10 protein-coding genes and 1 pseudogene are annotated in these 22,892 nt (G+C 62.3%); 6 read left to right on the top strand and 5 right to left on the bottom strand.

What is annotated here, in order from left to right; all coding sequences use genetic code 11:
• Positions 1-133 precede the first annotated feature (133 nt).
• Positions 134-3,073: a bifunctional [glutamate--ammonia ligase]-adenylyl-L-tyrosine phosphorylase/[glutamate--ammonia-ligase] adenylyltransferase gene (glnE, locus tag K1X80_RS03260; protein ID WP_057958115.1), complete on the bottom strand. Its 2,940-nt coding sequence runs from the start codon at positions 3,071-3,073 to the stop codon at positions 134-136.
• 383 nt (positions 3,074-3,456) lie between these two features.
• Here glnE and aceE point away from each other — a divergent pair, with 383 nt between their 5' ends.
• The 4 genes and pseudogenes from aceE to msrA all read left to right on the top strand — a co-directional run bounded on the left by aceE (position 3,457) and on the right by msrA (position 11,511).
• Positions 3,457-6,102, top strand: a complete 2,646-nt coding sequence (gene aceE, locus K1X80_RS03255; protein ID WP_057958114.1) for a pyruvate dehydrogenase (acetyl-transferring), homodimeric type — start codon at positions 3,457-3,459, stop codon at positions 6,100-6,102.
• An 11-nt stretch (positions 6,103-6,113) separates the two neighbouring features.
• Positions 6,114-7,791 (top strand): annotated as a pseudogene (gene aceF, locus K1X80_RS03250) (dihydrolipoyllysine-residue acetyltransferase).
• A 314-nt stretch (positions 7,792-8,105) separates the two neighbouring features.
• Positions 8,106-10,796, top strand: coding sequence for a bifunctional diguanylate cyclase/phosphodiesterase (locus K1X80_RS03245; protein WP_057958112.1), 2,691 nt, complete (start codon positions 8,106-8,108; stop codon positions 10,794-10,796).
• Positions 10,797-10,863: 67 nt separating this feature from the next.
• Entirely contained in the window at positions 10,864-11,511 is a 648-nt protein-coding gene (gene msrA / locus K1X80_RS03240; RefSeq protein ID WP_057444633.1) for a peptide-methionine (S)-S-oxide reductase MsrA, read from the top strand.
• Positions 11,512-11,607: 96 nt separating this feature from the next.
• Here msrA and K1X80_RS03235 read toward each other — a convergent pair whose 3' ends face one another.
• Complete coding sequence (locus tag K1X80_RS03235) at positions 11,608-12,444, bottom strand: 23S rRNA (adenine(2030)-N(6))-methyltransferase RlmJ (protein ID WP_057958111.1); 837 nt, start codon at positions 12,442-12,444, stop codon at positions 11,608-11,610.
• A 252-nt stretch (positions 12,445-12,696) separates the two neighbouring features.
• Between K1X80_RS03235 and K1X80_RS03230 the strand changes: the two genes are divergently transcribed.
• The gene (locus K1X80_RS03230) at positions 12,697-13,965 is read left to right on the top strand and encodes an O-acetylhomoserine aminocarboxypropyltransferase/cysteine synthase family protein (protein ID WP_057437305.1); all 1,269 of its coding nucleotides are present in this window, start codon (positions 12,697-12,699) and stop codon (positions 13,963-13,965) included.
• A gap of 1 nt (position 13,966) precedes the next feature.
• On the opposite strand, the gene K1X80_RS03225 is transcribed toward K1X80_RS03230, so the two are convergent.
• From K1X80_RS03225 to putP, 3 genes are all read right to left on the bottom strand, one after another.
• On the bottom strand, positions 13,967-14,677 hold the full coding sequence (locus K1X80_RS03225; protein ID WP_057958110.1) for a DUF4123 domain-containing protein: 711 nt from the start codon (positions 14,675-14,677) through the stop codon (positions 13,967-13,969).
• On the bottom strand, positions 14,677-16,713 hold the full coding sequence (locus K1X80_RS03220) for a type VI secretion system tip protein VgrG (protein WP_220172657.1): 2,037 nt from the start codon (positions 16,711-16,713) through the stop codon (positions 14,677-14,679). Before K1X80_RS03220 ends, K1X80_RS03225 begins: the two co-directional genes overlap by 1 nt.
• Positions 16,714-16,901: 188 nt before the next feature.
• Positions 16,902-18,386, bottom strand: coding sequence for a sodium/proline symporter PutP (gene putP / locus K1X80_RS03215; RefSeq protein ID WP_057958108.1), 1,485 nt, complete (start codon positions 18,384-18,386; stop codon positions 16,902-16,904).
• Between the two features lie 458 nt (positions 18,387-18,844).
• Between putP and putA the strand changes: the two genes are divergently transcribed.
• The gene (gene putA, locus K1X80_RS03210) at positions 18,845-22,798 is read left to right on the top strand and encodes a trifunctional transcriptional regulator/proline dehydrogenase/L-glutamate gamma-semialdehyde dehydrogenase (protein ID WP_120731350.1); all 3,954 of its coding nucleotides are present in this window, start codon (positions 18,845-18,847) and stop codon (positions 22,796-22,798) included.
• Positions 22,799-22,892: the final 94 nt, after the last annotated feature.

The raw sequence follows: 22,892 nt of genomic DNA, 5'->3' as shown, positions 1-22,892 counted from the left end.
GTTTGTGTGGGAGCGGGCAGGCCCGCGATAGCATCACCGCGTGCTGTCAGCCAGACCGCAGCGCCTGCATCGCGGGCCAGCCCGCTTCCACCTAAAGCCGGTCTCCACATTCAATTGGGGTCGCCGTAGTGTTTTAGCTTAACCCCAGTTCTTGCCAGATCCGTTTCACCTGCCGCCGTTCGTCGGCAAACTGATCCCCGGCCACCACACCCGCCTCGTTCTGCAAGGCCTGGCGATGGGCTGCCGAGCGGTAGGCCTTATACACCTCGCGCAACAGGTGGGCATCGGCGGCGGGCATCAGCCCGACCTGCTCCAAGCCTTCCAGGATGCGGATATTGTCGGTATAGCGCAGCAGCAATGGATGTTGCGCAGACCACGCCAAAGCGGCGTATTGCACCATAAATTCAATATCGACGATACCTCCTGCGTCCTGCTTGAGATCGAACAGCGCCGTGGGCTCGAAGGCATTCGCCGCGGTGCCGGCTGCGGTCGACTTAGTGCCCAGGTTGTCACGCATCTTGGCGCGCATCTCGCTGACCTCCTGGCGCAGCTTCGCCAGGTCCTGCGTGCGCCCCAGTACCCGCGCCCGTACGGCCTCAAACGCCCGGCCCACGTCCTGGCTGCCGACCAGCACCCGCGCGCGCACCAGGGCTTGATGCTCCCAGGTCCAGGCCTCGTTTTCCTGATAACGGGCAAATGCCCCCAGGGAGCTGACCAGCAGGCCGGATGCGCCAGAAGGTCGCAGGCGCATATCCACTTCGTACAATTGCCCAGAGTTGGTCTGGGTGGTCAGCAGGTGAATGATGCGCTGGCCCAGGCGGGTAAAGAACTGCGCGCCATCAATCGGCTTGGCGCCGTCGGTTTCGGCCTGGGGGTCACCGTCGTGGATAAACACCAGGTCCAGGTCCGAGCCATGTCCCAGTTCGATACCGCCGACCTTGCCATAACCGACGATGATAAATCCGGGGTCGCACAAGGTACCGTCCAGGCGTTGCGGCGTACCGTGGCGGGCCACGGTCTGGCGCCAGGCCAGGGCCAGCACCTGCTCCAGAATCGCCTCGGCGAGCCAGGTCAGGTAGTCGCTGACCTTCATCAGCGGCAGGCTGCCAGCGATTTCCGAGGCCGCGACCCGCAACCGGTGCGCCAGCTTGAAGTGGCGCAGGGCTTCCATTTGCTGCTCAAGGTCATCCTCAGGGATGCGTGTGAGGCGCTCGCGCAGTTCGGCGGCCAGTTCCGGCGCCAAGGGCGGCTTGAACAGGCGGCCTTCGTTAAGCAATTCGTCCAGCAGCAGCGGGAAGCGGGTGATCTGCTCGGCAATCCACGGGCTGGCGGCGCACAGGGTCAACAACCGACGCAAGGCGTCAGGGTTTTCCGTCAACAGCACCAGATAAGCAGAACGCCGCGCGACGGCCTCTACCAACGGCAGCACACGCTCCAGCACCAGGTCCGGGTTGGCATGTTCGACAGCCTGGGCCAGCAGGCGCGGGATAAACGCATCCAGGCGCTCACGCCCCAGGCGCTGCATCGCGCGCAATTGCGGGCTGCCGCGCAGGCTGGCCAAGGCTTTCAGGGCCTTGGGCGCGTCGGCAAAGCCGCCTTCGGCCAATTGGCGACAGGCGGCCTCCTCATTTTGGGATTCTTCCCACAAGGGCAGCCACTCGCCACCCACCACCAATTCGCTTTCCACCCCCTCCTCTTCGTCCGGATCGGCAATCACCTGGCGGAAATGCCAGTCCACCCGGCCACGCCAGTACATCAACTGTTCATGGAACGCCGTCCAGTTGGCAAAACCCAACATAAAGGCAATGCGCGCCTGGTCCTCGTCCGTGTTGGGCAGCATTTGCGTCTGGCGATCGGCAATGGCCTGGATCGCATGCTCGGTGTAGCGCAGGAACTCATAGCCGGCACGCAACTCGGCAATCACCGCCGGCGGCAGGTAGCCCTGGCCTTCCAGGGTGCCCAGCACCTTCAGCAGCGGCCGTTGTTGCAGGCTGAGGTCGCGGCCACCGTGAATCAGCTGGAACGCCTGGGCGATAAACTCCACTTCGCGGATGCCGCCAGCCCCCAGCTTGATGTTGTCGGCCATGCCCTTGCGCCGCACTTCCTGCTGGATCAACTGCTTCATGGTGCGCAGCGCTTCGATCGCAGAAAAGTCCAGGTAACGCCGATAGACAAACGGGCGCAGCAGGTCGAGCAGTTGCGCGCCGGCCACCTGGTCGCCGGCCACCACCCGCGCCTTGATCATCGCGTAGCGTTCCCAGTCGCGGCCCTGGTCCTGGTAGTACTGCTCCAATGCGTTGAAGCTCAACACCAGCGCCCCGGCGGAGCCGTAGGGCCGCAGGCGCATGTCGACCCGGAACACAAAGCCGTCGACGGTCATCGGGTCCAGGGCCTTGATCAGTTTCTGGCCCAGGCGGATAAAGAACTCCTGGTTGTCGAGGGCCCGCTTGGCGCCCACGGTCTCGCCGCCTTCGGGGTAGGCGAAGATCAGGTCGATGTCCGACGACAGGTTCAGTTCCACCGCACCCAGCTTGCCCATGCCGAGGATGACCATCTGCTGCGGCTCGCCGCTGCGCCCGCCGATGGGGGTGCCGAATTGCGCGCAGTGGCGCTGGTACAGCCACTGGTAAGCCTGGTCGATGCTGGCGTCGGCCATGTCCGACAGGTCGCGGCAGGTCTGTACCAGGTCCGCCTGTCGGGTCAGGTCGCGCCAGATGATCCGCACTTGCTGGCGGGTGCGCTGGCGACGCAGCACACGCCCCAGCTCATCTTCTGTTTCAGCCTGTTGCACGGCTGCGGCAATCTGCCCACACAGCTCATCAGGCGCAAAGCCGCGGTCCAGCTCGCCCCAGGCCACCAGCTCAAGCAACATCAAAGGGTCACGAACACTCTGTTCAATCACAAAATCGCTGGCGGCACACACCCGGGCGAAGTCGGCCCAACGTTGCGGCGTCCACGCAGACAGGCCATGATCGGCATCCAGCATGGCCGCCGCGTCACGAAATGACTGCTCGGCCCGGTTGGCAAATGGCAACAGAACGGCTGGGAGTTCAACCAGCGTTGGAAGGCTCATGGTCTATCCTTGATCGGCGCGTGAATGGCGAGTGGCTGTGAACGCAAGAACCACGCTCGATGAAGGACTGTCGAACAAAAGTTAGAAATAGCTGAAAAATCATTAATTTTGGCAGGCAACATTAAACTTCTACCTTTTCTTGTTCGCAAAAGATCAACAATAACGATTATGCTCACCAGCCAGACCGAGCAACCACCTCGGTCTTGTGTAGTTTTACTACTCGTATATACATTCGAAAGGCTGAAATGGCCGACGATTTGTAGTAAAACTACAGGACGCCGAAGCAACCTTCGGCCATCCAAGAATTTATGTCGTCTGCCCACAAGGCCAGTCGCAAACTTCAGGCAACCGATTCTGGTAGCCTTTCCGCCCTGGAGCAAGCCATGCAAGACCTCGATCCCGTCGAAACCCAGGAATGGCTGGACGCCCTGGAATCGGTTCTCGACAAAGAAGGCGAAGACCGTGCTCACTACCTGATGACCCGTATGGGCGAACTCGCGACCCGCAGCGGCTCGCAACTGCCCTACGCCATCACCACGCCATACCGCAACACCATCCCCGTTACCCACGAAGCACGCATGCCTGGCGACCTGTTCATGGAACGCCGCATTCGCTCGCTGGTACGCTGGAACGCGATGGCGATGGTTATGCGCACGAACTTGAAAGATTCTGACCTGGGCGGTCACATCTCCAGCTTCGCTTCCAGCGCAACCCTGTATGACATTGGCTTCAACTACTTCTTCCAGGCCCCGACCGAAGAACACGGCGGCGACCTGATCTACTTCCAGGGTCACACCTCGCCAGGCGTCTACGCCCGTGCGTTCATGGAAGGTCGCATCACCGAAGACCAGATGAACAACTTCCGCCAGGAAGTCGACGGTGGCGGCCTGTCGTCGTACCCGCACCCTTGGCTGATGCCTGACTTCTGGCAGTTCCCGACCGTATCCATGGGTCTGGGCCCGATCCAGGCGATCTACCAGGCACGTTTCATGAAGTACCTGGAAGCCCGTGGCTTCATCCCCGAAGGCAAGCAGAAGGTCTGGTGTTTCCTGGGCGACGGCGAGTGCGACGAGCCGGAATCCCTGGGCGCCATCTCCCTGGCCGGCCGCGAGAAGCTGGACAACCTGATCTTCGTCATCAACTGCAACCTGCAGCGCCTCGACGGCCCGGTTCGCGGCAACGGCAAGATCATTCAGGAACTCGAAGGCGTGTTCCGCGGTGCCCAGTGGAACGTAACCAAAGTCATCTGGGGCCGTTTCTGGGACCCACTGCTGGCCAAGGACGTCGACGGTATCCTGCAACGCCGCATGGACGAAGTCATCGACGGCGAGTACCAGAACTACAAAGCCAAAGACGGCGCGTTCGTACGTGAACACTTCTTCAACACGCCTGAACTCAAGGCGATGGTTGCCGACCTGTCCGACGACGAGATCTGGAAACTCAACCGTGGCGGCCACGACCCGTACAAGGTCTACGCGGCGTACCACGAAGCGGTCAACCACAAAGAACAACCGACCGTCATCCTGGCCAAGACCATCAAGGGTTATGGCACCGGTGCCGGCGAAGCGAAGAACACCGCCCACAACACCAAGAAAGTCGATGTCGACAGCCTGAAGTTGTTCCGCGACCGCTTCGACATTCCGGTCAAGGACGAAGAGCTGGAGAACCTGCCGTTCTTCAAGCCCGAGCCAAACAGCGCCGAAGCCCGCTACCTCAGCGAGCGTCGCACTGCACTGGGCGGTTTCGTGCCACAGCGCCGCGCACAGAGCTTCAGCGTACCGACGCCGGACCTCAGCACCCTCAAGGCAATCCTTGACGGTTCGGGCGACCGTGAAATCTCCACCACCATGGCCTTCGTGCGGATCCTCGCGCAACTGGTCAAGGACAAGGAAATCGGCCCGCGCATCGTCCCTATCATCCCGGACGAAGCCCGTACCTTCGGTATGGAAGGCATGTTCCGCCAGTTGGGCATCTACTCCTCCGTCGGCCAGCTCTACGAGCCAGTCGATAAAGACCAGGTGATGTTCTACAAGGAAGACAAGAAGGGCCAGATCCTCGAAGAAGGCATCAACGAAGCGGGCGCCATGAGCTCCTTCATCGCTGCCGGTACTTCGTACTCCAGTCACAACCAGCCGATGCTGCCGTTCTACATCTTCTACTCGATGTTCGGCTTCCAGCGCATTGGCGACCTGGCTTGGGCAGCAGGCGACAGCCGTACCCGTGGTTTCCTGATCGGCGGTACCGCCGGGCGCACCACGCTGAACGGCGAAGGCCTGCAACACGAAGACGGTCACAGCCACATCCTGGCTGCCACCATCCCGAACTGCCGCACCTTTGATCCAACCTACGGCTACGAGCTGGCGGTGATCATCCAGGACGGCATGAAGAAGATGACCGAAGAGCAGCAGGACGTTTTCTACTACATCACCGTGATGAACGAGTCCTACCAGCAACCTGCCATGCCGGCCGGTGTTGAAGAAGGCATCATCAAGGGCATGTACCTGCTCGAAGAAGACACCAAGGAAGCGGCACACCACGTGCAACTGATGGGCTCCGGCACCATCCTGCGCGAAGTGCGTGAAGCGGCGAAGATCCTGCGTGAAGAGTTCAACGTCGGCGCTGATGTGTGGAGCGTTACCAGCTTCAATGAACTGCGTCGCGACGGCCTGGCCGTAGAGCGCAGCAACCGCCTGCACCCAGGCCAGAAGCCTGCGCTGAGCTACGTCGAAGAGTGCCTGGCTGGCCGTAAGGGGCCGGTTATCGCCTCTACCGACTACATGAAACTGTTTGCTGAACAAATTCGCCAGTGGGTCCCGTCCAAGGAATTCAAAGTCCTGGGCACCGATGGTTTCGGCCGCAGTGACAGCCGCAAGAAGCTGCGTCACTTCTTCGAAGTCGACCGTCACTTTGTGGTGTTGGCAGCCCTGGAAGCCTTGGCTGACCGTGGTGAGATCGAACCCAAGGTGGTGGCTGACGCCATCGTCAAGTTCGGGATCAACCCGGAAAAACGCAACCCACTGGACTGCTGAGGAGACTTTTTGTGAGCGAACTCATTCGCGTACCTGACATCGGCAGCGGTGAAGGTGAAGTAATCGAGCTGTTTGTAAAGGTCGGCGACACCGTCGAAGCCGACCAGAGCATCCTGACCCTGGAGTCGGACAAGGCGAGCATGGAAATCCCATCGCCGGCTGCCGGCGTAGTGGAAAGCATCGCGGTCAAGCTCGAAGACGAAGTCGGCACTGGTGACTTCATCCTCAAGCTGAAAGTACAAGGCGCTGCTGGAGCTTGAAATCGAAGGTGCCGCTGATGCGGCCCCGGCGGCGGCGCCTGCTGCCGCTGCTGCACCGGCACCAGCCGCCGAAAAACCTGCTGCTGCCGAGGCGCCTGCTGCCCCGGCCGCAGCTCCGGCCGCTGCCACTGTCCAGGACATTCACGTCCCGGACATCGGCTCGTCGGGCAAGGCCAAGATCATCGAGCTGCTGGTCAAAGTCGGCGACACCGTCGAAGCCGACCAGTCGCTGATCACCCTGGAGTCCGACAAGGCCTCCATGGAAATCCCATCGCCGGCTGCCGGCGTAGTGGAAAGCATCGCGGTCAAGCTCGAAGACGAAGTCGGCACTGGTGACTTCATCCTCAAGCTGAAAGTACAAGGCGCTGCGCCTGCTGCTGCTCCGGCGCCTGCCGCTGCCGCTGCTGCTCCGGCCGCCAAGACTGAAGCTGCACCGGCTGCCGCCGCCCCGGCTCCTGCGGCAAAAGCCGAGGCCGCACCGGCCCCGGCGGCTGCCCCTGCGCCAAGTGGTGCCAAGGCTCACGCCGGCCCTGCCGTGCGTCAACTGGCCCGTGAATTCGGCGTCGAGCTGAGCGCTGTCAGCCCTACCGGCCCACATGGTCGCGTGCTCAAGGAAGACGTGCAGGTCTACGTCAAGTCCATGATGCAAAAAGCCAAGGAAGCTCCGGCTGCCGGCACTGCTACCGGTGGCTCGGGCATTCCGCCGATCCGCACCGTAGACTTCAGCCGCTTCGGCGAAATCGAAGAAGTGCCGATGACGCGCCTGATGCAAATCGGCGCAGCCGGTCTGCACGCCAGCTGGCTGAACATTCCGCACGTGACTCAGTTCGACCAGGCCGATATCACCGACCTGGAAGCTTTCCGCGTTGCGCAGAAAGCCGTGGCCGAGAAGGCTGGCGTCAAGCTGACCGTGCTGCCACTGCTGCTCAAGGCCTGCGCGCACCTGCTCAAGGAGCTGCCGGACTTCAACAGTTCGCTGGCACCAAGCGGCAAGGCGATCATTCGCAAGAAATACGTGCACATCGGCTTCGCCGTCGACACCCCGGATGGCCTGCTGGTACCGGTCATCAAGAACGTCGACCAGAAGAGCCTGCTGCAACTGGCTGCCGAAGCGGCTGCACTGGCTGCCAAGGCCCGCGACAAGAAGCTGACTCCGGACGACATGCAAGGTGCCTGCTTCACCATCTCCAGCCTCGGGCACATTGGCGGCACTGGCTTCACGCCAATCGTCAACGCGCCGGAAGTGGCGATCCTCGGTGTTTCCAAGGCCACTATCCAGCCTGTGTGGGACGGCAAGGCCTTCCAGCCGAAGCTGATGCTGCCACTGTCGCTGTCCTACGATCACCGCGTGATCAATGGCGCGGCCGCTGCACGCTTCACCCAGCGCCTGAGCCAGTTGCTGAACGACATCCGCACCATCCTGCTGTAAACGGCAGCGGCCTCCCCTTCACCGGGGAGGCCTGGCTGCAACGATTTCCGAGCGCCACGCTCGTACCTCAACCCCGCCAATTTGGCGGGGCTTTTTTTGCCCGCCTCAATTGCCCAGGCGCCTACAAAGGCCACGCAGGATAACCGTCCATCATTGCGACTGTAGAAATCCGCTGCACGGCCGATAACCCACTTATAGCACTTAGCCTTCATCCTCTCTTGTCAGTCCGTGCTGCATGATGCAACCTTGCCGCAGACAGCAATAAAGAGGGCGATAGCCCAGCGCGATGCGCATTTTTCCAAGCGAGCTCCCCCATGAAAAGCCAACCCGATGTCGCCCGAACGGCGGCCGAGGTCGTGACGCAATTACCGGTGCCTTCGCGCCTCGGTATGCTGCGTTTCGAGCGGCTGAATGAGGCCAGCTGGGCGCTGCTGTACCTTGACCCCAATTGTGAACGCCAATTCGGCTTGCCCGCCGTAGAGCTGTGCTCGCTGATCGGCTCGCCCTACGCCAGCCTGATGGAGCCCCAGGCACGCTACCAGTTGCATGACGCGATCCAGCAGCAACTAACCGCCAGCCCCCACTACCTGGTGCGCTACACCTTGCACACCAACGACGGCCAGTTGAGCCTGCTGGAGGTCGGCGAGGCCTACAAGCAGCACAATCGCCACCTGCTACGCGGCTACCTGATGGTGGTAGACGGCTTGTTCAGCAACCTGGCGCCGATGCCCACCGCCGACCTGGAGGACCAGAACAGCCGCCTGCAGATCGCCCTGGAGCTCAACCAGCGTGCACAACAGGAACAGTTACAGCACCTGGAGCGGGTGCGCGCCCAGCAGGAGCTGATCCTGCTGCTGGCCCGCCAGCGCTACAGCACCAACAATTCCCTGCAAGAAGCCGCCGAACTGATCACCCGCAGTGCTTGCGATATCTACCAGATCGACTGTGCCAGTATCTGGAACCTCGAAGGCCAGCAACTGGTGCCGATTTCTGCTTTTCACCGCGCCGACCAGCAGCACCATCTGCCCTTGCCGATTGATGCCAGCGGCTTCCCGGACTACCTGGAAGCCCTGCAAAGCAGCCGCGCCATCGACGCCGGCAATGCCCTGCGCGATCCGCGCACCCGGGACATGGCCGAAAGCCTGCGCCCCCTGGAAGTCCACGCCATGCTCGACGCCAGTATCCGCGTGGATGGCCAGGTGGTGGGCGTGCTGTGCCTGGAACAAAGCACTTGCACCCGAGATTGGCTGTCCGATGAAATTGCCTTTGCCGGTGAATTGGCCGACCAGTTCGCCCAGGTCATCAACAACCACAACCGTCGCACCGCCACCAGCGCCCTGCACCTGTTCCAGCGCGCCGTGGAGCAAAGTGCCAACGCCTTCCTGCTGGTCAATTGCGACGGCGTAGTGGAGTACGTCAACCCCAGCTTTACCGCAATCACCCAGTACAGCACCGAAGAAGTCCACGGCCATCGCCTGGCCCAATTGCCGGCCCTGGAAAACCTCAGCGAACTGCTGTTCGACGCGCCCTCCAGCCTGGCCCAAAGCAACAGCTGGCAGGGCGAGTTCAAGAGCCGGCGCAAAAACCTCGAACCGTACTGGGGCCAGTTGTCGATTTCCAAAGTGTATGGCGACAACCGCGAACTGACCCACTACATCGGCATCTACGAAGACATCACCCAGGCCAAGCTTGCCCAGCAGCGTATCGAGCGCCTGGCCTACACCGACAACCTGACCAACCTGGGCAACCGCCCGGCGTTTATCCGCAACCTCGACGAACGCTTCGCCCGCGACAGCGACGCGCCCATCAGCCTGTTGCTGGTGGATATCGACAACTTCAAGCGGATCAACGACAGCCTCGGCCACCAGACCGGCGACAAGTTGCTGATCAGCCTGGCCCGGCGCCTGCGCAACAGCCTCAATGCCGGCGGCAGCCTGGCGCGTTTTGCCAGTAACGAATTTGCGGTGCTGCTCGACAACGCCGACCTTGAAGTCGGCCAGCAAATGGCCTGCCAGTTGTTGATGACCCTCGACAAACCGATGTTCGTCGACAACCAGTTGATCAGCGTCACCGGCTCCGTGGGCCTGGCCTGCGCCCCGCTGCATGGCCGCGACCCCCAGACCCTGATGCGCAACGCCGGCCTGGCGCTGCACAAGGCCAAGGCCAACGGCAAGCACCAGGTGCAGGTGTTTACCGAAACCCTGAATGCCGAGGCCAGTTACAAACTGTTCGTGGAAAACAATCTGCGCCGCGCCCTGACCCAGAACGAGCTGGACGTGTTCTACCAGCCCAAGCTGTGCCTGCGCAGCGGGCGCCTGCTCGGCATGGAGGCGCTGTTGCGCTGGAACCACCCGGAAAAGGGCATGATCCGTCCGGACCAGTTCATCAGCGTCGCCGAAGAGACCGGCCTGATCATCCCCATCGGCAAATGGATCGCGCGCCAGGCCTGCCGCATGAGCAAGCAGTTGAGCGCCGCGGGCATGGGCAACTTGCAGGTGGCGATCAACCTGTCGCCCAAGCAGTTTTCCGACCCGGACCTGGTGGCCTCCATCGCCAGCATCCTCAAGGAAGAACAGCTACCGGCCAACCTGCTGGAGCTGGAGCTGACCGAGGGCCTGCTGCTGGAAGCAACCGAGGACACGCGCCTGCAACTGGATCAGTTGAAGAGTTTCGGCCTGACCCTGGCCATGGATGATTTCGGCACCGGCTACTCGTCCCTGAGTTACCTGAAGAAATTCCCCATCGACATCATCAAGATCGACCGCAGCTTTATCCATGAAATCCCGGACAACCAGGACGACATGGAAATCACCTCGGCGGTGATCGCCATGGCGCACAACCTCAAGCTCAAGGTGGTCGCCGAAGGCATCGAGACTGCCGAGCAACTGGCGTTCCTGCGCCGCCATCGCTGCGACGTCGGCCAGGGCTACCTGTTCGACCGGCCAATCCCCGGCTCCGAGCTGCTGGACAGGCTCAAACGCTATCCGCGCGGGCCAATCGCCTGACAGCGCTGTAACACTCGGGCACACTGGTGGTCTGAACTGTTAACTCAACCTGACGAGAGGACTGATCATGGTCTTGCGCTCGGAAATCCTGGTGAATAAAAACGTGCTGCCTACTGCCGAACAAGCCTTGCCTGGTCGTGAAACCCCGATGAACCTGCCCGAGACGCACTTCGTCAACGGCAACCCGCTGCTGGGCCCGTTTATGGACGATGTGGGGTTTGCGATTTTTGGCCTCGGCTGTTTCTGGGGCGCAGAACGCAAATTCTGGCAGCGCGACGGCGTGGTCAGTACCGTGGTCGGCTACGCCGGCGGCTTCACACCAAACCCGACCTACGAAGAAGTCTGCTCGGGCCTGACCGGCCATAGCGAAGTGGTGCTGGTGGTGTATGACCAGGCCAAACTCAAGTACGAAGACCTGCTGAAGATGTTCTGGGAACTGCACAACCCAACCCAGGGCATGCGCCAGGGCAATGACATTGGCAGCCAGTATCGCTCGGTGATCTACGCGACCACGCCTGAGCAACTGGAGGCTGCGAAGGCCAGTGCACAGGCCTATCAGGAAGAACTGACCAAGGCCGGCCTGGGCGAGATCACCACGGAAATCGACGAGGCGCCCACGGTGTACTTCGCCGAGGCCTATCACCAGCAGTACCTGGCGAAGAATCCCCAGGGTTATTGCGGGATCGGCGGTACTGGCGTGACCTGCCCGATCTGACGTCAAAAGCATCGCGGGCAAGCCCGCCCCCACATGGGATCACATCACCATGTGGGAGCGGGCTTGCCCGCGATAGCACTCTAAAGAGCGATGCCGTTACTCGGCGATCAGCCAATCCATCTGCCACCCACCCTGGGTCTGCCCCAGTTTTTTCGACAGCCACGGCAGCAGCTCACGCAACTCCTCCTCCAGCCCCCACGGCGGGTTGGCAATCGCCAGGCCCGAACCGGTCAGGGTGTTGGGGGTATCCAGCGGATGCACCAGCAACTCCACGCGCAGCAGCTTTGGCGCGCCGGTGCCGGCCAGGTCCTGGTAGAAACGGCGCAACATGCGCTGGTCCTTGACCGGGTACCAGATCGCGGCGACCGTCTGGCGCATGCGGCCCACGGCTTCCTTGAGGGAGGCGGCGCAACGCTGCATCTCGTCGAGTTGCTCGAACGGCGGGTCGATCAGCATCAGCGCGCGCTTTTCCGGCACCGGCAGCAAGGCCCGTGGCACATGCCAGCCTTCGCCCAGATGGACCTTCACACGGCGGTCGCCCTTCATGTTGTCCTTGAGCAACACGCCGTCTTCCGGGTGTTTTTCGTTGAGCAGCACGCGGTCCTGGGGGCGGGTCAGGCGTCGCGCCAGTTCTGGCGAACCAGGGTAATAGCGCAATTGGCCATCCGGGTTCATCTCGTGCAGCACCCGCATGTAGTCAGCGGTCAGCGCCGGCAGGTCCGCCTCGCCCCACAGGCGGGCAATGCCTTCCAGGTATTCACCGGTGCGGTTGGCCTGGTCGCCTTGCAGGTCATACAGACCAATCCCGGCGTGGGTGTCGAGATAGGCAAACGGCTGTTCCTTGCGCGACATCAGGGCGATGAGGCGGGTCAAGGTCAGGTGTTTGAAGACATCGGCGTGGTTGCCGGCGTGAAAGGCGTGACGATAATTCATGGTTGCTCCTGCGCAGGGGGCGAAGTTTACCTTTTACGCGGGCAAAGGTGCAGGGCTGCATGCCGGGCGGTGCTTATGTCGCAAATGTAGGAACAGCAGCGAAAACGTTCTAGCGAGTTATGTGCGAGCGGGCTTGCCCGCGATGCAGGCGACGCGGTATTACCCGTACTCTGCGCTGATGCCATCGCAGGCAAGCCAGCTCCTACCTTATCCGGGGCTGCCCCATGCAATCCAGGGAGGTCAGTATCCACCATGAAAGACGCCACAATCGCATTGCACCACGGCTTCAAATCGGACCCGACCACCAAGGCGGTCGCCGTGCCGATCTACCAGAACGTCGCCTTCGAGTTCGATAACGCCCAGCATGGCGCCGATCTGTTCAACCTCGACGTACCCGGCAATATCTACACGCGGATCATGAACCCCACCAACGACGTGCTGGAACAGCGCATGGCCGCGCTGGAAGGCGGGATCGCGGCCCTGGCCGTGTCGGCGGGCAGCGCGGCCATTCACTATGCCATCCAGGCCCTGACCCGCGCCGGCGACAATATCGTCTCCACCCCACAGCTGTACGGCGGCACCTACACCCTGTTCGCCCACCTGCTGCCGAGCTTCGGCGTTGATGTGCGCTTCGCCCGCAACGACTCGGCCGAGGCCATCGCCGAGCTGATCGACGACAACACCAAGCTGGTGTACTGCGAAAGCATCGGCAACCCGGCGGGCAATATCGTCGACCTGCAGGCCCTGGCCGACGTCGCCCATGCCCGCGGCGTACCGCTGATGGTGGATAACACCGTCGCCACGCCGATCCTGTGCAAGCCGATCCAGTTTGGCGCGGATATCGTCGTGCATTCCCTGACCAAGTATGTCGGCGGCCACGGCAACTCCCTGGGCGGGGTGATTGTCGACAGCGGCACCTTCCCCTGGACCGACTACCCGCAGAAATTCCCCGGACTCAACCAACCCGAGCCGGCCTACCATGGCGTGGTGTACAGCGAGAAATTCGGCCCCGCAGCCTTTATTGCCCGTGCCCGTACCGTGCCGCTGCGCAACACCGGTGCCGCCCTGGCCCCGATGAACGCCTTCCTGCTGCTGCAAGGCCTGGAAACCCTGGCCTTGCGCATGGAGCGCCACACCGAGAACGCGTTGAAAGTCGCACAGTTCCTGCAGGCCCACGAGCAGGTGGAATGGGTCAGCTACGCCGGCCTGCCGGATCACCCGCACCATCACCTGGCGCAAAAGTACATGCAGGGCAAACCCTCGGCGATCCTGTCCTTCGGCCTGAAGGGCGGCTATGCCGCCGGGGTGCGCTTCTACGATGCGCTGCAGATCTTCAAGCGCCTGGTGAATATCGGCGACGCCAAGTCCCTGGCCTGCCACCCGGCGTCCACCACCCACCGGCAGATGAACGAGCAGGAGCAGGCCAAGGCCGGCGTACGTCCGGAGATGATCCGCCTGTCGGTGGGCATCGAGGCGATCGAGGACCTGCTCGATGACTTGCAGCAGTCACTGAACGCCTGACTCAACCCCGCTCGCCGGCCAGGTAGGCAATCAATGCCTGCTGCCCGGCGTAAGGTGGGCGCACAAAGTACGCGACCTTGTGCTGCAAGGTCGCTGGCGCGAAGGCGTCGTGCACGTCGGGATGCTCCTGGGCCAGCCATTGCAGCAGGTTATCCACCAGGGTCACGCTGGACTGTTCGCCAAGCTGCTTGAGTAGCGTGGGGGGCACCTCCCACCAGGGACTTTTCCTCGCCGCCCCCACTCCCGTGGCCGGCACTTCCTGGAGCTGGCCGTTGATCCAGTAGCGTCGAAATACCGCAAGCACCTCCCCCGCACCAGGCCCCAGCCCTTGCAGGATCGGCAGCAGATAGCCACCATCCCAGAAGCGGAAAAACACTTCCTGCCCCTCGGGCAAACGCACCTTGGTCAGGCTGGCGAGATGTTCGACCACCGTGGGCAGCGGGCTGGAGGAAATGGCCAACCAACCCCAATCGGTAGCCGCGCATTCGGCCACCCAGTCGAGAAACCCACTGCTCTCGCTGACCAATGCCACATAGGGCATCACCTCAGCCCAGGCGGCGTACTCGCTGCCGGCCCACACCGGGCTCAATGGCCCGCCATCTGCCTGGCGCCAGGCCGCCACCGGCTGACACTCACTGGTACTGGCCAGGATGACAAACAGCTGCTCGCCGTCCTGCAGCGGCTCCTGGGCCAGCCACTCACGGGGGGTCATCAGCGCAAGCCCCCCACTCGATGCTGCGGAGTGTCGCAGACGCCATTGTTGCAGCGCTCACACTCCTCACAGAACGGCGCACTGCGCCTGAAGCTGAACACCTGTGCGGCACTCAACGGTGCGGCCAACACCGCCAGCAGGGTTTCCTGAACCCCTGGACGCAGGGGTGATGGCGCCGTGGCAGCCGACGGCGCACCGCCCAACTGGATCGGTGTGCTGCTGAAAATCCCCCCGGCCGACAATGTGATCCATTGCCCACCGGCCTGCAGCGTCAGGCTGGCGCCGCCATCGACCACCATTTGCTGGCCTGCGCCGAGGCTGATCTGCTCGCCCGCCTGCAACGAATAACGCGCCACTTGCACCTGTTGCTGCCCCGCGATCACCAGGTGATCGTCCTGCTTGAGTTCCGTCAGCCGGTTGCCGTGGGTAATCCGCTGCTCTTCGCCGTGCAACTCGTGGTGCGACTCGCCACTTACCTGCACATGCCGCTGGTGATCCACCTGCAGGCGCAGATCGTGGAGCACGTGCTGGGTCCAGTCGCGCTGGGCACGCAGGTAGATCTGCTCGGCGCCCTTGCGGTCTTCGATGCGCAGCTCGTTATAGCCGCCACCCCCTGGGCTGCTCTGACTGCGGAAGATGCTGCGAGTCTTGTCCGCCGGCAGGTCGAGGGGCACTGGCGTCGCGCCATTGGCCAGGCAGCCGACCACCAGCGGCATATCGACATCGCCGTTGACGAACCCCACCAGCACTTCCATGCCCACCCGCGGGATCACCACGCTGCCGTAGTGCTCGTGGGCCCAGGCGCTGGCAACCCGCAGCCAGCAGCTGGAGTGTTCGCTGTATTGGCCGTGGCGATCCCAGGCCAGTTGCACCTTGACCCGGCCAAACTCATCGCAATGGATTTCGCTGTCGACCGGCCCGGTGACCACGGCGTTCTGAAAGCCTGCAACCGGCGCCCTCGCCGCAGGCAGCGGCGGGCGAAACGGCACGTCCCAGGGCGTGGCGAAGAACTCGTTGCGATACCCCTGCTCATCCATCGCGCCGACAGACTCCTCCAGCACTTGCGGTTGCCGGCCCTGGTGGATCACCCGCGTCACCAGCCACAGGCCATTCCATGCCTGGCGCGGATGGTCGGCCAGTGTGAGGAACTGTCCGCTGACCAGCGCCGTCTGGTCGCCCTCGCCGTAGGCTTGCCGCTGGTCGCTGCGATGACGCTCCAGCGCCCGCTGCGCCAGGTGCTTGCCATGGGTACGGTCGGTGAAGTGCCCAGGGTAGCCCTGGGCCTCCAGCGGCGGTAGCTGCTCGCCGAGGGCGGCGCTTTCCAGCACCAGACGCGGCTTGCGAAAATCATAGTCGCGCAGGTTGACCCCGGTAGTCCGCGCCTCCAGGCGCACCGTGAAACGCTTGATCACCAGCGCCGCCGCCACCATGCCCGAACCCGGCGCATAGCCCGTCGGCTGGTCTGCCTGGGCAAACACCGTCTGATCATCGCCGAACACCAGCAGATGCCCGTCCGGCCGGTGTTGAAAGTGATAATGAATCCCCAGTTCGGCGCACAGCCGCTGGATAAATGCCAGGTCGGTTTCATCGAACTGCACGCAGTACTCGCGCTCGGGATAGGTCGCGCCCAGTCGCCACTCAAAGGCATCGCGCTGGATGCCCTGCCCCTCCAGCACCAGGCTGACAATCTGCGGCACCGTCTTGTGCTGGAAAATGCGTTGCCGGGCACTGTGTTGCAGATAGGCCAACTGCGGCACCAGGCTCAATTGATAATGGGTCAGGCGCCGGCCCGAGTCACCTTGCGCGACCCGCTGGATTTGCCCATGGATGCCATGGCCCTGGGCATCAAAGGTGAGAAAGGCCTGGCGGTGCAGGAGGTTTTCCAGATCCAGGTCCGGCTGTTCGCTGACCAACTCAAGATCGAAACGATAGGGCTGGCTGATAGCCTCCTCGCCCTTGAACGCCAGGACCTTGAGGTCACTGGGCTGGCCATCGACGGTCAGGCTAAACGCACTTTGATTGGCAGGAGCGAACATCCGGTGTTTCTCTGCAAGTGGAGGGCCTGGAATTCTGCACCAGCCATTTGCCGAGCTGCGTACGCTGCAGGCAATTCAGTTAATCCCTACAACGCAGGCTCCATCGTCGCACCCAAAAAAAACGGCCCGACATCCAGGGATGCGGGCCGCTTTCAGTTCAGCAGGCCATCAAGGCCTGCATGAACGCCTCACTTGTTGAGGTTGTAGTCTTTCTCGGCAGCTGTGAAGCGCTCAACCATACCGGCAGTCGGGGCGCCCATCTTGCTCACGAAGTAGATCGCCAGGCTGGCGAACAGGAAGCCTGGGATGATTTCGTACAGACCCAGCAGCTCGAAGTGTTTCCACACGATCACGGTGATCGCGCCGACTAGGATACCGGCCAGTGCGCCGTTGCGGGTCATGCCTTTCCACAGGACCGAGATCAGGACCACAGGACCGAACGCGGCGCCGAAGCCGGCCCAGGCGTAGCTCACCAGGCCCAGTACGCGGTTTTCTGGGTTAGCAGCCATCGCGATGGCGATCAACGCAACCACCAGCACCATGATCCGGCCGACCCATACCAGCTCAAGCTGGGAAGCGCCCTTGCGCAGGAACGCCTTGTAGAAGTCTTCGGTCAGGGCGCTGGAGCACACCAGCAACTGGCAGCTCAGGGTGCTCATCACGGCAGCCAGGATGGCCGACAGCAGCACGCCAGCAACCCAAGGGTTGAACAGCAGCTTGGCCAGCTCGATGAACACACGCTCTGGGTTTTCGGTCACGGGACCGGCCACTTCCGGGTGTGCCGAGAAGTAGGCAATACCGAAGAAACCTACGGCCACGGTGCCGGCCAGGCACAGGATCATCCAGGCCATGGAGATGCGACGCGCCTTGGCAATCGACTTGACCGAATCCGCCGCCATGAAACGCGCGAGGATGTGCGGCTGGCCGAAGTAGCCCAGGCCCCAGCCCATCAGCGAGATGATGCCGATGAAGGTAGTGTTTTTCAGCATGTCGAAGCTGGTTGGATCCTTCGCTTCAATAGCCAGGAAGGTGGTATCGACACCGCCGGTGGCCAGCAGCACGATGATGGGCGTCAGGATCAACGCGAAGATCATCAGGGTGGCTTGTACGGTATCTGTCCAGCTTACTGCCAGGAAACCACCGATAAAGGTGTAGGCAATCGTCGCCGCAGCACCGGCCCACAGCGCCGTCTCGTAGGACATGCCGAAGGTGCTTTCGAACAGACGGGCACCGGCCACGATGCCAGAAGCGCAGTAGATGGTGAAGAACACCAGGATCACTACCGCCGAGATAATCCGCAGCAGGCCGCTCTTGTCTTCAAAACGGCTGGAGAAGTAGTCCGGCAGGGTCAGGGCGTCGCCGTTGTGTTCGGTCTGCACGCGCAGGCGACCTGCCACAAACAGCCAGTTCAGGTAAGCACCGACGATCAGGCCGATGGCGATCCAGCTTTCCGACAGGCCCGACATGTAGATGGCACCTGGCAGGCCCATCAACAACCAGCCGCTCATATCCGAAGCGCCAGCCGAGAGTGCGGTGACGACGCTGCCGAGGCTGCGACCACCGAGGATGTAATCGGAAAGGTTATTGGTGGAGCGATAGGCCATGAGACCAATCAGCACCATTGCCGCGATGTAGATCACAAATGTGATCAAGGTTGGATTACTTACGCTCATTGAGTTACGCCCTGGCTTTGTTTTTATGTAGCGGCGGTCTGTCAGGCCATCTACAACCGAGTAGTGTGTAGACGAAGCTGCGTGCCGCGCATTTATGACTGACGTTTCCCCAGGAAAGCCATCAGCCGATGAACCGAACCCTAGGGTTGGTTGCACCTTGGGCGTGAATGCTATTCAACAAAGCAAATAAGGTGCAACCAGTTTCGTGAGAATTAGTTGCACCCTGGCGCGTTTTTCGGCAAACGGCGGTTTTTTGCTCCTTTTCGGAGCAAGAACAGCCAAATCCAGAAGCAAATGCACCAATATTCAGCCGATTTGGTCGAGTGAAAATGATTTCTGACGAGCAGCGTGAATTTCATGAAGAAAATGGGTTGCACCCGGTTGCACCTCGTACGGCGCAAAGCTAATCTTGCCGCCAGCTGATGCCACACAGTAGTGGCACCCATGAGGATAAAAATATGGCTACGACCACCCTTGGGGTCAAACTCGATGACCCAACCCGCGAACGCCTCAAGGCCGCCGCGACCTCCATTGATCGCACGCCGCACTGGCTGATCAAGCAGGCAATTTTCAATTACCTGGAGAAACTCGAGGGTGGTGCAACCCTGACCGAGCTCAACGGTTCGGGCCTCAAGGACGCAGACGACGCGGGCGAGGTGCAGAACGACCACGCTCACCAGTGCTTCCTCGAATTTGCCGAAAGCATCCTGCCGCAATCGGTGCTGCGCGCCTCGATCACCGCCGCTTACCGCCGCCCCGAGCCGGAAGTGGTGCCGATGCTGATCGAGCAGGCTCGCCTGCCGGCCCAGATGGCCGAAGCCACCAACAAGCTGGCCGCCTCGATTGCCGAAAAACTGCGTAACCAGAAGAGCGCCGGCGGCCGTGCCGGTATCGTCCAGGGCCTGCTGCAGGAATTTTCCCTGTCGTCCCAGGAAGGCGTGGCCCTGATGTGCCTGGCCGAAGCGCTGCTGCGGATCCCCGACAAGGGCACCCGTGACGCGCTGATCCGCGACAAGATCAGCACCGGCAACTGGCAGCCGCACCTGGGCAACAGCCCATCGTTGTTCGTCAACGCCGCCACCTGGGGCCTGCTGCTGACCGGTAAACTGGTCGCCACCCACAATGAGGCCGGCCTGACCTCCTCCCTGAGCCGCATTATCGGCAAGAGCGGCGAGCCGATGATCCGCAAGGGCGTCGACATGGCCATGCGCCTGATGGGCGAGCAGTTCGTCACCGGCGAAACCATCGCCGAGGCCCTGGCCAATGCGAGCAAGTTCGAAGCCAAAGGCTTCCGCTACTCCTACGACATGCTCGGTGAAGCTGCACTGACCGAACACGACGCACAGAAGTACCTGGCCTCGTACGAACAAGCCATTCACTCCATCGGCAAAGCCTCTCACGGCCGTGGGATTTATGAAGGCCCGGGCATCTCCATCAAGCTGTCGGCCCTGCACCCGCGCTACAGCCGCGCCCAGTACGAGCGCGTGATGGACGAGCTGTACCCGCGCCTGCTGTCCCTGACGCTGCTGGCCAAGCAATACGACATCGGCCTGAACATCGACGCCGAAGAAGCCGACCGCCTGGAGCTGTCCCTGGACCTGCTCGAGCGCCTGTGCTTCGAGCCGCAACTGACCGGCTGGAACGGTATCGGTTTCGTGATCCAGGCTTACCAGAAGCGCTGCCCGTACGTGATCGACTACGTGATCGACCTGGCACGCCGCAGCCGTCACCGCCTGATGATCCGCCTGGTAAAAGGCGCGTACTGGGACAGCGAAATCAAGCGCGCCCAGGTCGAAGGCCTGGAAGGCTACCCGGTCTACACCCGCAAGGTGTACACCGACGTTTCCTACATCGCCTGCGCACGCAAGCTGCTGTCGGTACCGGAAGTCATCTACCCGCAGTTCGCCACGCACAACGCCCACACCCTGTCGGCCATCTACCACATCGCCGGCCAGAACTATTACCCCGGCCAGTACGAGTTCCAGTGCCTGCACGGCATGGGTGAACCGTTGTACGAACAAGTTGTAGGCAAGGTTTCCGAAGGCAAGCTGAACCGTCCATGCCGCGTGTACGCGCCGGTCGGCACCCACGAAACCCTGCTGGCCTACCTGGTGCGTCGCCTGCTGGAAAACGGCGCCAACACCTCGTTCGTCAACCGTATCGCCGACCAATCCATCTCGATCCAGGAGCTGGTGGCCGATCCAGTGGCCAGCATCGAGCAGATGGCGACGCTGGAAGGCGGCTTCGGCCTGCCGCACCCGCGTATCCCACTGCCACGCGACCTGTACGGCAGCGAGCGCGCCAACTCGGCCGGTATCGACCTGGCCAACGAACACCGCCTGGCGTCGCTGTCCTGCGCCTTGCTGGCCACCGCGCACAACAACTGGAAGGCCGCGCCGATGCTCGGTTGCGCGTCCAGCAATGAAGCCGCTGCGCCGGTGCTGAACCCGTCCGACCTGCGTGATGTGGTTGGTCACGTCCAGGAAGCCACGATCGAAGACGTCGACAACGCTATCCAGTGCGCCCTGAATGCCGCACCGATCTGGCAGGCCACCCCGCCGGCCGAACGCGCCGCGATCCTCGAACGTGCCGCCGACTTGATGGAAGGCGAGATCCAGCCACTGATGGGCCTGCTGGCCCGTGAAGCCGGCAAGACCTTCGCCAACGCCATCGCCGAAGTGCGTGAAGCCGTGGACTTCCTGCGTTACTACGCCGTGCAGGCGCGTAACGATTTCACCAACGACGCCCACCGCCCACTGGGCCCGGTGGTGTGCATCAGCCCGTGGAACTTCCCGCTGGCGATCTTCAGTGGCCAAGTCGCCGCCGCACTGGCCGCCGGTAACCCGGTATTGGCCAAGCCGGCCGAACAGACCCCGCTGGTCGCCGCGCAAGCCGTGCGCCTGCTGCTCGAAGCCGGCATTCCGGAAGGCGTGCTGCAACTGCTGCCGGGCCAGGGCGAAAGCGTTGGTGCCCGCCTGGTGGGTGATGATCGCGTCAAAGGCGTGATGTTCACCGGCTCCACCGAAGTGGCGCGCCTGCTGCAACGCAATGTCGCCGGACGCCTGGATGCCCAGGGCCGCCCAATCCCGCTGATCGCCGAAACCGGTGGCCAGAACGCGATGATCGTCGACTCCTCGGCTCTGACCGAACAGGTGGTGATCGACGTCGTCTCCTCGGCCTTCGACAGTGCCGGCCAGCGTTGCTCGGCCCTGCGTGTACTGTGCCTGCAGGAAGATTCGGCAGACCGCGTTATCGAAATGCTCAAGGGTGCCATGGCCGAATGCCGTCTCGGCAACCCGGAGCGCCTGTCTGTGGATATCGGCCCGGTAATCGACGCCGAAGCCAAGGCGGGCATCGAGAAGCACATCCAGGCCATGCGCGACAAAGGCCGTACCGTGTACCAGGTGGCAATTGCCGACAGTGAAGAAATCAAGCGCGGCACCTTCGTGATGCCAACCCTGATCGAGCTGGAAAGCTTCGACGAGCTGCAACGGGAGATCTTCGGCCCGGTCCTGCACGTGGTGCGCTACAAGCGTAAGGAAATCGACCAGTTGATCGGTCAGATCAATGCTTCTGGCTACGGTCTGACCCTGGGCGTGCACACCCGTATCGACGAGACCATCGCCAAGGTGATCGACAACGTCCATGCCGGTAACGTCTACGTTAACCGCAACATCGTCGGTGCCGTCGTCGGCGTGCAGCCATTCGGTGGCGAAGGCCTGTCGGGTACCGGCCCGAAAGCCGGTGGTCCGCTGTACCTGTACCGCCTGCTGTCGACCCGCCCTACCGATGCGATCGAGCAATCCTTCGTACGGGGCGATGCACTGGCCGCACCGGATGTGCGCCTGCGTGACGCCATGAGCCAACCGCTGAGTGCCCTGAAAACCTGGGCCGACGGCAACAAGTTCAGCGAACTGAGCGCCCTGTGCAGCCAGTTCGCCGCGCAATCGCAAAGCGGTATCACCCGCCTGCTGGCCGGCCCGACCGGCGAGCGCAACAGCTACGCCATCCTACCCCGCGAGCACGTGCTGTGCCTGGCGGACGTAGAAGGCGATCTGCTGGCGCAACTGGCGGCCGTACTGGCTGTGGGTAGCTCGGCAGTGTGGCCGGAATCTGACCTGACCAAGGCACTGTTCCCACGGCTGCCGAAGGAAGTTCAGGCGAAGATCCAGCGTGTAGCCGATTGGACCAAGGACGAAGTGATCTTCGACGCCGTCCTGCACCACGGCGATTCCGACCAACTGCGTGGGGTTTGCCAGCAAGTGGCGCAACGCAGCGGCGCGATTGTCGGGGTCAATGGCCTGTCCTCGGGCGAAACCAACATTGCGTTGGAGCGCCTGGTGATCGAGCGTGCGTTGAGCGTCAACACCGCTGCGGCGGGTGGTAACGCGAGCCTGATGACTATCGGCTAGTCACCACCGAGCACTCCCACGCTCTGCGTGGGAGTGCAGCCCAGGACACTCCGCGTCCGCGACGCAGAGCGTCGCAAGAGGCGTTCCCACGCAG

Source organism: Pseudomonas sp. So3.2b, from assembly GCF_019464415.1.
In the GTDB taxonomy this organism is placed as follows: Bacteria; Pseudomonadota; Gammaproteobacteria; order Pseudomonadales; family Pseudomonadaceae; genus Aquipseudomonas; species Aquipseudomonas shahriarae.
Note: the sequence above shows the minus strand (reverse complement) of the source record. Positions and strands in the feature narration are given on the sequence as shown.

Bases quoted from the DNA above. Each gene is read 5' to 3' on its own strand.
- putA (WP_120731350.1), top strand. From the start codon at position 18,845: ATGGCTACGACCACCCTTGGGGTCAAACTCGATGACCCAACCCGCGAA.
- K1X80_RS03230 (WP_057437305.1), top strand. From the start codon at position 12,697: ATGAAAGACGCCACAATCGCATTGCACCACGGCTTCAAATCGGACCCG.
- K1X80_RS03235 (WP_057958111.1), bottom strand. From the start codon at position 12,444: ATGAATTATCGTCACGCCTTTCACGCCGGCAACCACGCCGATGTCTTC.
- K1X80_RS03225 (WP_057958110.1), bottom strand. From the start codon at position 14,677: ATGACCCCCCGTGAGTGGCTGGCCCAGGAGCCGCTGCAGGACGGCGAG.
- aceE (WP_057958114.1), top strand. From the start codon at position 3,457: ATGCAAGACCTCGATCCCGTCGAAACCCAGGAATGGCTGGACGCCCTG.
- msrA (WP_057444633.1), top strand. From the start codon at position 10,864: ATGGTCTTGCGCTCGGAAATCCTGGTGAATAAAAACGTGCTGCCTACT.
- K1X80_RS03220 (WP_220172657.1), bottom strand. From the start codon at position 16,713: ATGTTCGCTCCTGCCAATCAAAGTGCGTTTAGCCTGACCGTCGATGGC.
- K1X80_RS03245 (WP_057958112.1), top strand. From the start codon at position 8,106: ATGAAAAGCCAACCCGATGTCGCCCGAACGGCGGCCGAGGTCGTGACG.
- putP (WP_057958108.1), bottom strand. From the start codon at position 18,386: ATGAGCGTAAGTAATCCAACCTTGATCACATTTGTGATCTACATCGCG.
- glnE (WP_057958115.1), bottom strand. From the start codon at position 3,073: ATGAGCCTTCCAACGCTGGTTGAACTCCCAGCCGTTCTGTTGCCATTT.